Origin of the sequence: Bradyrhizobium sp. LVM 105, from assembly GCF_003957705.1 — a bacterium.
GTDB classification, from domain to species: Bacteria; Pseudomonadota; Alphaproteobacteria; order Rhizobiales; family Xanthobacteraceae; genus Bradyrhizobium; species Bradyrhizobium frederickii.
In genome coordinates, this window is sequence record NZ_QZMV01000003.1 from 324,596 (window position 1) to 339,935 (window position 15,340).

Here is a 15,340-nt window from a genome sequence, read left to right on the forward strand (position 1 = left end):
CAAGGTTCCATCGGGTCATGTTGCTGACGCAATCTCTGTCTTAATCGGCGAGAAGCTAAACACGACGTGAGGACCACTCCGGTTCACACAACGGTTCCGTACCCAGGGCTGGGTCGAATCCGCAAAACGATCGGCGCAAGTTGATGAACGCTGCTGCGTTCGCTTGACCACGTTTGCAGTTCTGGAACCGGCAATCTAAAAAATCACAGGACTTATGATGCTATTCCGCTCGAGCGCCGCAATTTGCGGCGCCCTGGTTGCGCTCGCAATTTCGGTTGCCATTGCTCGAAGTGAAACGCGTGGGGATCACTCAAGTGCCGTCGTCGATGCCGCCTCCGGCGATGCGATCATTGGCGCGGCGTCCACCTACAATCCGTTCAAGCCCGGCAAGGAGGAGGGCGGTCCGAAGACGGCCTCCGGCGAGCGTTATGATCCCTCTGGCTGGACGGCCGCCATCAAGACGAGTCTGCGCCGGAAATTTGGTGGGGTCGAATTTGGCGCGAGGCCGAAATATGCTCTCATCGAGGCCGTGGGCAAGAAGGTCATCGTCAAGATAAACGACGTGGGGCCGCTAAGACCTGGCCGCATCATCGACCTCAATGAGCGGACGATGCGCCATTTCGATCCGAGCATGGACCTCGGTGTCATTCCTGACGTGAAAGTCAGTCCGCTCGCAGGGGACAATTGGACTCCAGGGCCGGTGGGCTGAATACGGCGTGTTCGTCGATCTCGGCCCGCACAGTTCATCGGCCAGGCTCCACGATGCGTCCCATCATGTTGCGCACCACGAGCTTGTGGAAGGGCATGATCAGCGTGAGATAGGTGCGGCCGAGCAGGTTGTGGGTGCGCACCAGCGTCGTCGAGGTCACCTGACGGCTCGCGGCATCGCCTGAAACGTCGACCACGATGCGAAAGTCGAGGTGGGAATCGTCGAAGCCGGCAACCAGCTGCTCGGGCGTCTCGCTCAGCACCGGAAACAGGCCGATCATGCCGCCCGGCGCCGGCGCGCCCTGGCCGGATGTCTTTAGTCCGAACGGCCTCACCAGAATGTTGCGCAGGCGTAGCAGGGCGTCGATCCAGCGCGGCCCGTTCAGCACCATCCGGACGCAGGCCTCGCGGGCGTTCATCGCCGCAGTTCCGATCTCCACGCGAAATGCGTCGGCGAACTGCGCTCCGGTCAGCAGCTTGCCGGCATCGACATTGGGAGTGACTGCGCGGACCGTGCTGGTCATGCCATCAGTCTGCGCGCCAGCATGCGGAAGCGCAAGATCAGGAGGCCGGCATAGACGAAGGTGCCGACCGAGAACCCGACCCAGACGCCGGTCGCGCCCAGCTCCGTGTGGAATGCCAGCAGCCAACCGACGGGAAAGGCGACGCACCAATAGCCGATCACCGCGAACACCAGCGTCATCCTGGTGTCGTTGAGGCCGCGCAGCGCACCGCCCACGATGGTCTGGAGGCCGTCGGCGATGAAGAAGGTCGCGCCGACAACCAGCAGCGTCGCTGTCAGCTCGACCGTTGCTGCGCTTGCTCCGCTGCTGCCGAAGAACAGTCGGCCCAGTTCGTAGCGACCGAGGACGATCGCGACGGTCAGGGCCGAGACGAGAGCTGCTCCGAGCACGCCCGCGGCGAGTCCTGCGCGCCTCACCGCCGCCGGATCGTTGCGGCCGAAGGCATGGCCGACCCGCACCGTCGCCGCCATGCCGATGCCGAGCGGCACCATGAACAGCACGGCCGTGACCTGGAGCGCGATCTGGTGCGCGGCAATCGCGGTTGTCGAGATCAGTCCCATCAGCAGCGCCGCCGAGGAGAACAGGCCGTACTCCATCAGCAGTGAGAACGAGATCGGCGCGCCGATCGTAATCAGCTGGCGCATCAACGGCCAGTCGATCCGCCACAGACGGGCGAGCGGATGATAGTCCGCGAACGGCTTCCGCCATGCGGCAATCGCGAGCGCGGCGATGAAGGTACCGAGATTGACCAGCGTGGTCGCAAGCCCCGCACCGAACAGGCCGAGCTCGGGCAGGCCGAACAGGCCGTGAATCAGGGCATAGACCAGCGCGGCATTGACCGGGATCGCCGCCACCGTGATCCATAGCGGCGCCTGCGGCCGGTTCACCGCGCTCATCATGCCGCGCAGCGCGATGAAGCCGAGCGCCGGAGCGATGCCCCAGGCAAGGCCGTTCAGATATTGCTGCGCCAGCGCGGCCGAGTGCGGCATTTGACCGAGCGCGAGCAGGATCTGCTCGCCATAGAGCGGCGAGGCCATCATCGGCAGCGAGATCAGCAGCGCAACCCACAGTCCGACGCGCAACGAGCGGCGGATCAGCCTGACGTCGCCGGCGCCGAACGCCTGCGCCGCCAGCGGCGACACCGCGGACGTCAGTCCGAGCCCGAAGGTGAAGCTGACGAAGTAGACCGTATGGGCCAGCGCCGCCGCGGCCACCGCATCCTCGCCGAGCCGCCCGATCATCGCCAGATCGGTCGTGATCATCGCGATCTGCCCGAGCTGCGTCAGCATCAGCGGCACGGCGAGGCGCAGCGTCTCGATGAATTCCTGCGCGAGATGGTTTGGCGGCACGCCGGCTTGCGGCTGCGCACGATGTTGCACGGTGTCGAGCATGACGGCTCAATAGCACGGCCGCGCGACGAAAACATGGCCTGCGTGTCCCGGACGCGCGAAGCGCGAGCCGGGACCCAGAAGCCACAGGCGCAGCTCTCGCAGGATGGGCCCCGGCTCAGCAGCGCATCGCTGAAGAAGCGCTGCGCTGCGTCCGGGGCACGAGATGGTGCGAGGTGCGACGTTCGCATCTTCTGCCTCGCCCCGCTTGCGGGGAGAGGGTCGGAGCGAGGAGAAGTCTCCACGGGGGTGGTGAGAGTTGGACTCGCGGAGAGTCCCTCTCGGCCGGATCGCATCTGCGATGCAATCCGGCCTCTCCCCGCAAGAGGGGAGAATATAGAGAGCCTCAGCCCTTCCTTTCCGGCACGCGCGTGATCTTCGCACCAAGCGCGTTCAGCCGTTCCTCGATGCGCTCATAGCCGCGCTCGATCTGGTCGGCGTTGTTGATGGTGGAGGTGCCCTGGGCGCATACGGCCGCTAGCAGCATCGCCATGCCGGCGCGGATGTCGGGCGAGGTCATGGTTGCGCCGTGCAGGCGGCTGGGACCTGCGATGATCGCGCGGTGCGGGTCGCACAGCACGATGCGCGCGCCCATCGCGATCAGCTTGTCGACGAAGAACATCCTGGATTCGAACATCTTCTCGAACATCAGGATGACGCCCTCGCATTGCGTGGCGGTGACGATCGCGATCGACATCAGGTCGGCCGGGAAGGCCGGCCAGGGCTGGTCCTCCAGCTTCGGCACGTGGCCGCCGAAATCGTCCTGGATCTTCAATGTCTGATTGGACGGCACGATGAGGTCATCGCCCTCGACGCGGCTGACGATGCCGAGTCGCTCGAACCCCATGCGGATCGAGCGCAGATGCTCGACGCCGGCGCGCGTGATGCGCAAGGGAGAGCGCGTCACCGCGGCAAGCCCGATCAGCGAGCCGACCTCGATATGGTCGGGCTGGATCCGGTAGGTCGCCTCCCCCAGCGTCGCCGGCCCATGGACGATCATGGTGTTGGTGCCGATGCCCTCGATCCTGGCGCCGAGCGCGACCAGGAAGTTGGCGAGGTCCTGCACGTGCGGCTCGGAGGCCGCATTGCGCAAGTGCGTGACGCCGTCGGCGGCGACCGCCGCCACCAGCGCGTTCTCGGTCGCGGTGACGCTGGGCTCGTCCAGGAACACGTCGGCACCGGCGAGCCTGGGCGCGCGGAATTCGAGCCGGTCGGTCGCGGTGACTTTTGCTCCCAGCTGCTCCAGCGCCAGCACATGGGTGTCGAGCCGGCGGCGGCCGATCACGTCGCCTCCCGGCGGCGGCAGCATCACTTCGCCGCAGCGGGCGAGCAGGGGGCCGGCGAGCAGGATCGAGGCGCGGATGCGCACGCACAGTTCAGGGTCGAGATCGGCGGCGCGGATGGTCTTGGCGTGGATATGGAGCGTATTGCGGGCGGTCCATTCCGCGGACGCGCCGACCGAGCGGATCAGCTCGACCAGCGTCTCGGTGTCGCGGATCCGCGGCACGTTCTCCAGCGTCACCGGATGCTCGGTGAGCAGGGCCGCGGCGATGATCGGCAGCGCCGAATTCTTGTTGCCGGACGGCTCGATCGAGCCCGAGAGCCGGTGACCGCCCTCGACGATGTATTGAATGGGCGCCACGTGGTTCTCGCTATCCTGTTGGTGGGCGGGGCTGTTTCGGCGGAAACTACAGAGAATTGAGCGCGGGAGCAATTGTGCTGGGCGTGGTTCGGAGGCATTCGGATGCAACTGCAAGACCTCATGGTGAGGAGCGCGGAACGCGCGTCTCGAACCATGAAGGCCCGTATGTCGCCCGCGGCCATCCTTCGAGACGCCCGCTGGCGCGGGCTCCTCAGGATGAGGTCGGAGCTTGTGACAAACGGCCGCTAGAACAGCCCGATGATATTCCCGATCACATAGAGGATCGCGATCAGGATCAGCGCCCCCATCATGAAGAAGGAGATCTCGATCGCGATGGCGCCGGTGCCGAGTGTGGCGGCGACGGCGGCAAGGAGTCGCTCTTCCCGGAAGATCAGCGAGAGAACCGAGAACAGGATGGCGAGCAGGCCGAGCGAGATTGCTGCGACCGAGGCGGTTTCACTCCAGCTTCGTCCAGCCGACTTTTCGACTTTCGGAGCCCGGTACTCCACGCCCTTCACCTTCGCGACGATGCGGTCCTTGATGCGATGGCCGGTGTCGACGATCACCTTGTCCGCCGGCGGCGGCGGAAAAACGATCGGCACCACCCAATGCGGCAGCACCGCCGCCATCAGCGCCAGCACGCCGACGATGCTGCCGATAATCCCGAGGCGGCGAGAGGGGGTAGCGGAACTGGACGTAGCAGTGGCGACCATGGCACGAGGCTTCCCGGCCGGAATCGGCCAACGGGTTCATGCCACTTCGTCGCGACGGCGCGTGGTGAGGTTCAGGGGCAGGCCAAGACGGAGATGCGCTCCCTCCCCCGCTTGCGGGGGAGGGTTGGGGAGAGGGTGTCTCTGCAATGGGACAATCCCCAAGAAGCCCTCACCCGCCACGCTCTGCGAGCGTGGCGACCTCTCCCGCAAGCGGGAGAGGTGCAGCGAGTGCTCGGCCGAGAGATCGGAACCTAAAACCAGCCGGTCTCAAATATCGATCGTAGCGCTGAGCGAGTGCTCCTGGATGAAGTCGCGGCGCGGCTCGACCACGTCGCCCATCAGCTTGGTGAAGATGTCGTCGGCCTCGTCGACCTCCTTGACCTTCACCTGCAGCAGCGAGCGCACGTCGGTGTTGAGCGTCGTCTCCCAGAGCTGCTCCGGGTTCATCTCGCCGAGGCCTTTATAGCGCTGCAGCGTGATGCCCTTGCGGCCGGCGTCGGTGACCGCCTCGAACAGGTCGACCGGGCCGTAGACCATGTGCTCGACATCCCTGCGCCGCAGCTTGCCGGGGCGGGCATAAACGTCTTGAAGCTTCACCGTGTACTCGTCGAGCTTGCGTGCCTCGGCGGACCCCAGGAAGGCGTCGTCGATGATAGCGGCTTCCTTGACGCCGCGCACGGTGCGCTCGAACTGGAAGCCCTGGCCTTCCACGTATTGCCCGATCCAGCCGCGCTCGACCTCGTCGGCCTGGTTGTCCAGCCGGCCCGCGATGTATTGCGCCGCCGCTGCGGCCTTCTCGGGATCGCCGTAGATCGCCTTGTTCAGCACGCCGGTGATGGCGGCCTGCTCGATGACCTTGCGGCTATAGCGGCTGTGCAAATTGCGCAAGATGCTGCGGACCACGCGGGCGTCGTCGACCAGCGAGCGCAGGTCGCGGCCGGTGCGGTCGCCGCCGGCGCCGGGAATGAAGACGCAGTCGTCAAGGCCGGCGTCGATCAGATAGTCTTCCAGCGCCCGTTCGTCCTTCAGGTACTGCTCGGACTTGCCGCGCGAGACCTTATAGAGCGGCGGCTGGGCGATATAGAGATAGCCGCCGTCGATGATGTCCCGCATCTGCCGATAGAAGAAGGTCAGCAGCAGCGTGCGGATGTGGGCGCCGTCGACGTCGGCGTCCGTCATCACGATGATCTTGTGATAGCGCAGCTTCTCGATCGAGAACTCGTCGCTGATGCCGGTGCCGAGCGCGGTGATCAGCGTGCCGATCTGCTCGCTCGACAGCATCTTGTCGGGGCGGACGCGTTCGACGTTGAGGATCTTGCCGCGCAGCGGCAGCACCGCCTGGAATTCGCGGTTGCGGCCCTGCTTGGCGCTGCCGCCTGCCGAGTCGCCCTCGACGATGAACAGCTCTGATTTGGCCGGATCCTTCTCCTGGCAGTCGGCGAGCTTGCCGGGCAGCGAGGAGACCGATAGCGGGCTCTTGCGGGTCAGCTCGCGCGCCTTTCGCGCGGCTTCGCGGGCCGCGGCGGCCTGGATCACCTTGCCGACGATCACCTTGGCCTCGGAGGGGTGCTCCTCGAACCAGGCGGCAAGCGCCTCGTTGAGCACGTTCTCGACCACGGGACGCACTTCCGAGGACACCAGCTTGTCCTTGGTCTGCGACGAGAACTTCGGATCGGGCACCTTCACCGACAGAACGGCGGTGAGGCCTTCGCGGCAGTCGTCGCCGGTCAGCGCGATCTTCTCTTTCTTGGCGTTGGCCTCGGCATAGCCGTTGACCTGGCGCGTCAGCGCGCCGCGGAAACCGGCGAGGTGAGTGCCGCCGTCGCGCTGCGGGATGTTGTTGGTGAAGCACAGCACGTTCTCGTGGTAGCTGTCGTTCCACCACAAGGCGGCCTCGACGCCGATGCCGTTGGCTTCCGCGCGCACCATGATCGGGGCCGGCACGATCGGGCTCTTGTTGCGGTCGAGATATTTGACGAATTCCTCGACGCCGCCGGAATAGTGCATCTCCTCGCGCTTCTCGACCGCATGGCGCATGTCGGAGAGGGCGATGTTGACGCCGGAATTGAGGAAAGCGAGTTCGCGCAGGCGGTGCTCCAGCGTCGCGAAATCATATTCGACGTTCTTGAACGTCTCGGTCGAGGCGTGGAACGTCACCTCGGTGCCGCGCTTGCCCGGCGCGTCGCCGACGACCTTGAGCGGCGCCACGGCGTCGCCATGGGCGAACTCGATGTAGTGCTCCTTGTTGTCGCGCCAGATGCGAAGCTCCAGCTTGCTCGACAGCGCGTTGACGACGGAGACGCCGACGCCGTGCAGGCCGCCGGAAACCTTGTAGGAGTTCTGGTCGAACTTACCGCCGGCATGGAGCTGGGTCATGATGACCTCGGCCGCCGAGATGCCTTCGCCCTTGTGGATGTCGACCGGAATGCCGCGGCCGTCGTCGCGCACGGTGACGGAATTGTCGGCATTGAGGATCACGTCGACGCGCGTGGCGTGGCCTGCCAGCGCTTCGTCGATCGCGTTGTCGACGACTTCGTAGACCATGTGGTGCAGACCCGAGCCGTCGTCGGTGTCGCCGATATACATGCCCGGGCGCTTGCGGACGGCATCGAGACCCTTGAGCACGCGGATCGATTCCGCACCGTATTCGCTCGGATTGGAGGGCTCGTTTTCGGCAGCGGGCTGCCGAGCTGGTTCTGTCATGAGAGGCCTTCGAAATGTCGCCCGAATCAGCGGCGCAGAAGGCGCTGATTTGCAGGCTATTTGTGCCATGAAAGCGGGATTGCGCCTAGCGCAAAGTATGCTGCCGCAACCCTTTGAGCAGATAGGGTTTTTTGGCTGATTTTCAAGGCTTCTGAAGGCCGATTTAGGGCGCGGCAAAAAAGCGATTCGAGGGGGCGTTTTGGGACCCTGAAAGGCGTGGATTTTGCGGGGCGTGAGGTATTCTCAGGCGCCGGTCAGGGCATCGGATTCTGGCCAAGTTGGTGGAGCGACCTGCGCGGTGCACCCTCTCCCGCTTGCAAAAGGGAGAGGGTGCGAGCCGCCTTTGTAGTCGTTCAATACATCTGCAGCGGCAGCACGTCGCCGCCTGGGCCCACCATGAGGCCCCAGATGTCGCCGGCGGCCACGGTGAGCGTGTCAGTGCGGGTGGGCTGTCCCTGCGTTCGCACCCCGTATTGGTACTTGCCCGGTGGCAGATCGAGCATCGGGCCTTTCGGCGCTTGCGGGCCGCCGGCACCGGCCGCGATCTTCACGGTCTGCTTGTTGATCGTCAGCGAGGCCTCGTTCGGGCCCATGTTACCGAGCATCACCCGGGCCTGTCCCGCCTTCGGCATGATGTCGGCCTTAACAGCGACACCTGCGTTCTTCTGCGCCAGATTGACCGTGGTCTCGCCCTTGGTGCGGCCAAGCTTGAGCACGGCCGGGCCTTGCGGCGAGGTGAAATCGATCTGCGCGTGGTCCGCGGACACGATCGCGCCGTCGGTCTTTTCCTGCCAGCCGAGCTTGGACAGCTCCGCACGGTAGAAGGCGAGGACGTCCTGGAGCGGCGCGGGAATGCTGGCTGTCAGCTCGCGGCGGAGCGGCGCCTCGCCGCCGGGTATCTTGGTGGTGGCAAGCGATTTCGACGAGCGCTGCGTCGGCACGGGGAGCTGGGATTCGGTGTCGAGCTGAAGCGGCTCGGAGGATTTCTCCTGCACCTCCGGGATGGCCGCCGGCTTCGCCGTGGCCATCACCAGGCCCGATCCGCTGGCGCTCACATTCACCTTCGGGCCCATCTGCATCACGGTCATCGAGATCGACTTGCCGCCCCTGGCGAATTCCATCACCGCCATGTTGGGCTGGTTGATCACGGAGGGCTGCTCCTTCCAGCCGGCGGGCTTGAGCGATGCGCGATAGAACGCGGTGAGCGCCTTCACGCTCGACGCCGAGGAAAATTCCAGCCGGCCGTCGCCGCCTTCGAATTTCACGCCCTCGGCGTTCTCGGGCAGTGGCACCGGCGTCGTGCTGTCGGCACGCGCAGTGGGCGGTGCGTCCGAGAGGGAGGCGGCCTGTGCCTTGCGCCGGGCTTCATCGGCGGCGATGAGCTGCTGAGCCGCCCCCAAGGCATCGCCGAGGAACCTCGCGTCCGCCTCCTTCTTGGCCTTGGCGCGGGCGGCAAGCGCGGAGTCCTTTACCTGCGCGGTCAGGCTGACCATGGTGAAATCATATTTGCGGCCAAGCCGCAGCACGCCGGTTTCCTCGGCGTTGGAGATCCTGATCGCGACGTCGTCGCCGGCGGCGAGCGGCGCGCTGCCATTTTCCTGCCAGCCGCGCGCGGCGAGCTCGCGATGATAGAAGGCGAGCACGGCGGGCAGCTCGGCCATCGCGGCGGCCGACATCTCGCGCTTGTTGGAGCTTTCGCTGCCGAGGCTCCTTGCCGATTTGGTCGGCTTGGGCCGCGGTAGCCCGGCCATGTCATCGTCGGCCTCGAGCTCTTGGGGCAGCGCGAACGGCGCCACCCTGATCTCGACATGGGTGCGGCCGTCGTTGCGGCGCGTCAGGGTCAGCATCACCGGCTTCTGGTAGAGGTGCGTCGCGACGCGATCGGGGTGGTCGTAGAACGCGCGCACGCCGTTCGGGATGACTTCGCCGAGATCGGCGTTCGGCCAGCGCGCCGCCGCCTCGGGCGTGAGCTTGCGCCAGCCGATCGCCGCCATTTCCCTGGTGAAGAACTCCGACGTCGCATCGAGCGCGCCGGGCGCGATGCAGCCGAGATAGGGCCGGGTCTCGTCGAACACGAGGTCCGTCGCGCCGTCCGGAAAGGGTACGTTCGCATAGATCCGGTTCGGCGTGTAGAACACCGCGGACTGATCAGGGCGCCCGCGCGCCTGTGTGAAGGAGACGCGCAGCCCCTGCCGCCCCTTCTTGAAGGTCAACGCGGCGCTCTTCTCGTCCAGCGGATACACATAGGGCACCCAGCCGTCGGCGCTGAGCAGCTTTTTGGTGGCGTCCGACGTGGCGGCAAGCGGGGTCGGCACGGTGTAGATGACACGATAGGTGTCGGGGCGCGACGTGTCCTCCACTGCGCCGTCCAGCCGCGGCAGCGTATGGACGTCGACGAAGCCTTCGTCCGCGGCGCCTGCCGGACGCGAGGTGCTCGCCATCGCGAGAATGCCGCAGGCGAGCAGCAGCCATCTTGCCGGGACTTGCGCCCCAAGCGGGATCATCGGCATCGTCAAACTCCTGGATGTTGCGCGGGTCGTCGCCCTGCGCATGGGCAGGCTGCGGCGCCGCCGGCGCGCGGCCTCAGACCAGAAGTCGCGATGGGAACCGGAGAGGTTCAACGGACGGCCTGCGAAGCGGCGTCATCGGGCAGGCAGGGCTCAATACAGCTGGAGCGGTGGCCAGGCGTCTCCGTCGGGCCCGACCGTGAGCTCCCAGGCATCGCCGGCCACGATCTCGAGGGTCTTCGTGGTGGCTGAACGGTCCGGCACGCTCAGTTCGTAGGAATATCTGCCGGGCGCCAGATCGAGCGAGACCGCGTGGGTGCCGGCGGCGCGCTTGACGGTCTTCGCGTCGATCGTGAGCACGGCGTCCTTCCCGCTAATATTGCTGAACACCAGTTTCGCCTGGCCGGGCTCGGGCATGATGTTCGCCCGGCTCGCCGCCTCGGCGTTCTTCTGCACGAGGTGGATCGAAGTGCTGCTGTCCTTGCGGGCGAGCTCGAGTGCGGCGGGCCCGAGCGGGGAGGCGAAGGCGAGGCGGACGTGGCCGGCTGCGATCACTGCGCCATCGGGCTTTTCCTGCCAGCCGAGCTTTCCGAGCTCGGTGCGATAGAAAGCGAGGACGTCGCCGAGCTCCGCAGGGACTGTGGTTTCGAGCCTGGTGCGGAGCGGGCTTTCGATGCCGGGCATCACGGTGGTGTGGGTGCCGCGATAGAGATAGCGGGTCGGCGCGGGCAGCTTGGCAGCGGGATCCGGCGTGAGCGCGGCCGAGAACAGCGGCGGCAGATTCGACACAAAGGCGCCGGCACTTGCCGCGAGCAGGCAGCTTGCGAACAGCGCAAGGCCGCACGCAAACAGCTGCCATCGTGCCGGAGCTTGCGCCCCATGCCTGATCGTCGTCATGCCATGCTCCAAGGATATCGCGCGTGTCCGAGATATTCGCGCGATGGCCGCGTCTTGCAGCCTCAAGCAGCTAGTCGCTGACCGAAACGAGCGGGTTCAACGCGGCGGCCTAGCCTCTGGCCGAGACTCGTCCGCTCTCGACGTCAAACACTTCGCCTCCGGCGCCGATCTCGGCGAAGGCCGCGGGGTCCGCGCCGGTCAGCCACACCTGCGCGCCGAGCTTCTTCAGCTCGTCGAACAGCGCGGCGCGCCTGCTAGGGTCGAGATGCGCCACGACCTCGTCGAGCAGGAGCAGCGGCACGATGCCGGTCATCTCGGCGACTAGGCTCGCATGCGCCAGCACGAGGCCGATCAGCAGCGCCTTCTGCTCGCCGGTCGAGGCGTCGCGCGCCGGCATGCTCTTCGGCGCATAGATCACCTGCAGGTCGGTGAGATGCGGGCCGTCGGTGGTGCGGCCGGCGATGGCATCGCGCGGGCGGTTGTCGCGCAGGATCTGGCGGTAGCGGTCCTCGACCGACGTCGCGGTCTCGCTCAGCAGCGCATTCTCCATCCAGCCGTCGAGCGCGATCTGCGCCGAGGGGAAGGCGGAGGCCTGCGCGCGCGCGTTGAGCATGCCGGTCAGTCTTGCTGCGGTCTGGCCGCGCGTGGCCGCGACCGCGACCGCAAGCTCGGCGGTCTCGCGTTCGATCGCGTCACACCAATGGTCGTCGTAATTGCGGGTTTCGAGCAGGCGGTTGCGCGAGCGCAAGGAGCGCTCCAGCGCGTTGATGCGGCTGGAATGCTCGCTGTCGATGGCGAGCACCAGACGGTCGAAGAAGCGCCGCCGCTCGGACGCCGCTCCCATGAACAGCCCGTCCATCGCCGGCGTCAGCCACACCATGCGGATGTGGTCGCCGAAGGCGGTCGCCGAACCCACCGGCTCGCGGTCGATGCGGCAGCGCCGGCTTACCGCGCTGTCGGGCCGCCGTGCATCAATGCCGGTGCCGAGCGTCGCCAGCCCCAGCGCGCCCTCGACCTGCGCCGATACCGCCCAGGAGCCGTCGCCCTGGTTGTCGGCGATGTCTTCCAGCGTGGCGCGCCGCAGGCCCCGCCCCGGCGACAGGAACGAGATCGCCTCGATGCAATTGGTCTTGCCCGCCCCGTTCGGCCCGACCAGCGCCACCAGGTCAGCCGCCGTCTCGAGCCCCGCCGCCCGATAATTGCGAAAATGCGTCAGCGTCAGGCGATGAATGCGGGAGGGGGTCATGTTCTATTCGTCATGGCCGTGCGCTCCCTCTGCGGGAGGATGCCGTAGGGTGGGCAAAGGCGCGCGCTGCGCGCGCCGTGCCCACGTCTTGCCGCGATCCGGGACGCTGCATGGTGGGCACGCTTTCGCCTCCGCTCTTCGAGCTACGGCGCAAGCTTTGCCCACCCTACGGCTCCGATGGATGGGCGAGGGAGCACGCCCTCACACCCGCATCGGCATCAGCACGTACAGCGCGCTCTTGTCGTCGCGGTCCTGCACCAGGGTCGGCGAGCCGGGGTCGGCGAGACGGAGCGTTGCGACGTCGCCTTCGATCTGGGCGGCGATGTCGAGCAGGTAGCGGGAGTTGAAGCCGATATCGAGGGCGTCGGAGGCGTATTCGACCTCGAGTTCTTCGGTCGCGCTGCCGGAATCCGGATTGGTCACCGACAGCACCAGCTTGCCCGGCGACAGCGACAGCTTCACGGCGCGCCCGCGTTCGCTGGAGATGGTGGAGACGCGGTCGACCGCGTTCTCGAAATCCTTCTTGTCGACGATGAGCTCCTTGTCGTTGCCTTGCGGGATGACGCGGCCGTAATCGGGGAAGGTGCCGTCGATCAGTTTCGAGGTCAGCACGACGTTGCCGATCGTAAAGCGGATCTTTGCCTGCGATAGCTCGACTGTCATCTCGGCATCGCTATCCTCGATCAGGCGCTGCACCTCGCCGACGGTCTTGCGCGGCACGATCACGCCGGGCATGCCCTCGGCGCCCTTGGGCTGCACCAGGTCGAGCTGGGCGAGGCGGTGGCCGTCGGTGGCGACGCCGCGCAGGGTCGCGGCTTTGGCGGTGCCGGCGGCGTGCAGGTAGATGCCGTTGAGGTAATAGCGCGTCTCTTCGGTGGAGATCGCGAACTGGGTGCGGTCGATCAGCCGCTTGATGTCCTTGGCTGCAAGCGAGAAGGAATGCGACATGTCGCCGGCGGCCAGATCCGGGAAGTCGTTCTCCGGCAGCGTCTGCAGGGTGAAGCGCGAGCGGCCGGCGCGGATCGCCAGCACGGCGCGGTCGCCATCGGCCTCCAGCACGATCTGCGAACCATCCGGCAGCTTGCGCACGATGTCGTAGAACATGTGCGCCGGCACGGTGGTGGAGCCCGCGGTGGCGGTTTCCGCAGGCAGCGTCTCCGTCACCTCGAGGTCGAGGTCGGTCGCCTTCAGCGACAGTCTGGCGTTCTCGGCCCGGACCAGCACGTTGCCGAGGATCGGAATCGTGTTGCGGCGCTCGACGACGCGGTGGACATGGCCCAGCGACTTCAGGAGTTGCGCGCGTTCGACCGTAACCTTCATTGCACTACTCGCCCGATCCCCAAGGAAACAACGTTAGAGAACGCCGGGCGGCGGGACGCGCGCCACGGCACCGAAGACCCCGAAAAGCCGGATCATCCAGCCGATATGACCAAAGCCGTCAGGGTCGCGCAAGGTGGCGCGGAAACCCATCCGATTCAAGGGATTGGGGGGCAGTTCCGTACGATTCCCACGATTTACCGCCCAAACGAAAACCGCCGCCCGGGCGAGGCCAGGGCGGCGGCAGAATGGCAGGAGCGCCTTAGGCGTTTATTCCTGGAGCTGGCGCTTCAGCGACTCCACTTCCTCCGACAGCGCGGTGTCCTTGGAGACCAGGGCCTCGATCTTGCGCACCGCGTGCAGCACCGTGGTGTGGTCGCGTCCGCCGAAGCGGCGGCCGATCTCGGGGAGCGAGCGCAGGGTCAGCGTCTTGGCGAGATACATCGCGACCTGGCGCGGGCGCACCACGTTGGCGGTGCGGCGCGAGGAGAGCAGGTCCGAGCGGCTGACATTATATTGCCGCGCCACCACGCGCTGGATGTCCTCGATCTTGATCCGCTTCGGCTCCTGCGGCCGCACCAGGTCACGCACCTCGTGCTCCGCCATCTCCAGCGTCACCGGCCGGTTGTTGAGTTTCGAGTGCGCGAGCAGACGGTTGATCGCGCCTTCGAGGTCGCGGCCGTTATGGGTGATGGTGCGCGCCAGATAATGCAGCACCTCCTCAGGCACCTCGAACGTCGCATGATGGGTGCGGGCGGCTGCGACGCGCGACTTGAGGATGCCGTGGCGCAGCTCCTCGCCGAGCGAGCCCATCTCGACCACGAGGCCGCCGGCGAGCCGCGAGCGCACGCGATCGTCGAGGCTTTCGAGATCGGATGGCGGACGGTCGGCAGCGATCACGACCTGGCGGCCGGCGTCGATCAGCGCGTTCAGCGTGTGGCAGAATTCGGCCTGGGTCGACTTGCCCTGCAGGAACTGGAGGTCGTCGATCACGAGCACGTCGATGCCGCGCAGCGCCTCCTTGAAGGCCAGCGCCGTCTGCGTCTTCAGCGCGGCGACGAAGCCGTACATGAATTTTTCCGCGGTCAGGTACAGCACCTTGCGCTCGTTGCCGGAATTGCCGGCCCAGGTCACCGCCTGCAGCAGATGCGTCTTGCCGAGGCCGACGCCGGCATGGATGTAGAGCGGGTTGAACATCACGGGGTCGCCGCGGCGGCCTTCCGCGACCTGACGCGCAGCCGCATGCGCCAGCGTGTTGGAGCGGCCGACGACGAAGCTCGCGAAGGTCAGGCGCGGATCGAGCGGCGAGCCGCCGAGCGCGTCGTGGTTGGCCGAGACCGGCGCGGTTGCGGTCGAGCGCAACTCCGGCGCGGGCGCGCGGCGCGTCTCGACCGGCGCCGGGGCCTCCTTCGGGTGCGTCACCGGGCGAACGGCCGAACGCACCGTGAGGTCGATGCGATGCACTTCCGGCATCTCGGCCTGCCAGCACGACAGCACGCGCTCGGCATAATGGGCCTGGATCCAGCTCTTCAGGAAGCGCGTCGGCACCGAGAGCCGCACGCTCTCGTCCTGCACGCCTTCCAGATCCATGCGTGCAAACCAGCTCGTGTAAACGTCCTCGCCAACGCTCGAGCGCAGCCGGCCCTTCACGCGTGACCAGCGATCCTGTTCCATTGTCATCGTCAGAAAACTTCT

At 66.4% G+C, this 15,340-nt stretch carries 11 protein-coding genes; 1 reads left to right on the plus strand and 10 read right to left on the minus strand.

Annotated features, from left to right (window positions below):
• Window positions 1–214 precede the first annotated feature (214 nt).
• Entirely contained in the window at window positions 215–709 is a 495-nt protein-coding gene (locus D6B98_RS11145; RefSeq protein WP_205680476.1) for an RlpA-like double-psi beta-barrel domain-containing protein, read from the plus strand.
• A gap of 34 nt (window positions 710–743) precedes the next feature.
• Here the strand turns inward: D6B98_RS11145 and D6B98_RS11150 are convergent, their stop codons facing one another.
• From D6B98_RS11150 to dnaA, 10 genes are all read right to left on the minus strand, one after another.
• Window positions 744–1,232 carry a DUF2867 domain-containing protein gene (locus D6B98_RS11150; protein WP_126257036.1) on the minus strand — a complete coding sequence of 163 codons (489 nt, stop codon included), beginning with the start codon at window positions 1,230–1,232 and terminating at the stop codon, window positions 744–746.
• Window positions 1,229–2,623 carry an MATE family efflux transporter gene (locus tag D6B98_RS11155; RefSeq protein ID WP_126257037.1) on the minus strand — a complete coding sequence of 465 codons (1,395 nt, stop codon included), beginning with the start codon at window positions 2,621–2,623 and terminating at the stop codon, window positions 1,229–1,231. The genes D6B98_RS11150 and D6B98_RS11155 overlap by 4 nt, the downstream gene beginning before the upstream one ends.
• Window positions 2,624–2,966: 343 nt before the next feature.
• A complete protein-coding gene (gene murA, locus D6B98_RS11160) occupies window positions 2,967–4,262 on the minus strand; it encodes a UDP-N-acetylglucosamine 1-carboxyvinyltransferase (RefSeq protein WP_126257038.1) in 1,296 nt (431 codons plus the stop codon).
• A 245-nt stretch (window positions 4,263–4,507) separates the two neighbouring features.
• The gene (gene yidI, locus D6B98_RS11165; RefSeq protein WP_126257039.1) at window positions 4,508–4,975 is read right to left on the minus strand and encodes an inner membrane protein YidI; all 468 of its coding nucleotides are present in this window, start codon (window positions 4,973–4,975) and stop codon (window positions 4,508–4,510) included.
• A gap of 267 nt (window positions 4,976–5,242) precedes the next feature.
• Complete coding sequence (gene gyrB / locus D6B98_RS11170) at window positions 5,243–7,678, minus strand: DNA topoisomerase (ATP-hydrolyzing) subunit B (RefSeq protein ID WP_126257040.1); 2,436 nt, start codon at window positions 7,676–7,678, stop codon at window positions 5,243–5,245.
• A 353-nt stretch (window positions 7,679–8,031) separates the two neighbouring features.
• Window positions 8,032–10,188 carry a hypothetical protein gene (locus D6B98_RS11175; protein WP_126257041.1) on the minus strand — a complete coding sequence of 719 codons (2,157 nt, stop codon included), beginning with the start codon at window positions 10,186–10,188 and terminating at the stop codon, window positions 8,032–8,034.
• 150 nt (window positions 10,189–10,338) lie between these two features.
• Window positions 10,339–11,082 carry a hypothetical protein gene (locus D6B98_RS11180; RefSeq protein WP_126257042.1) on the minus strand — a complete coding sequence of 248 codons (744 nt, stop codon included), beginning with the start codon at window positions 11,080–11,082 and terminating at the stop codon, window positions 10,339–10,341.
• A 109-nt stretch (window positions 11,083–11,191) separates the two neighbouring features.
• Complete coding sequence (recF, locus tag D6B98_RS11185; protein ID WP_126257043.1) at window positions 11,192–12,328, minus strand: DNA replication/repair protein RecF; 1,137 nt, start codon at window positions 12,326–12,328, stop codon at window positions 11,192–11,194.
• A 201-nt stretch (window positions 12,329–12,529) separates the two neighbouring features.
• Window positions 12,530–13,648 carry a DNA polymerase III subunit beta gene (dnaN, locus tag D6B98_RS11190; RefSeq protein WP_126257044.1) on the minus strand — a complete coding sequence of 373 codons (1,119 nt, stop codon included), beginning with the start codon at window positions 13,646–13,648 and terminating at the stop codon, window positions 12,530–12,532.
• 267 nt (window positions 13,649–13,915) lie between these two features.
• On the minus strand, window positions 13,916–15,325 hold the full coding sequence (gene dnaA / locus D6B98_RS11195) for a chromosomal replication initiator protein DnaA (protein WP_126257045.1): 1,410 nt from the start codon (window positions 15,323–15,325) through the stop codon (window positions 13,916–13,918).
• Window positions 15,326–15,340 lie beyond the last annotated feature (15 nt).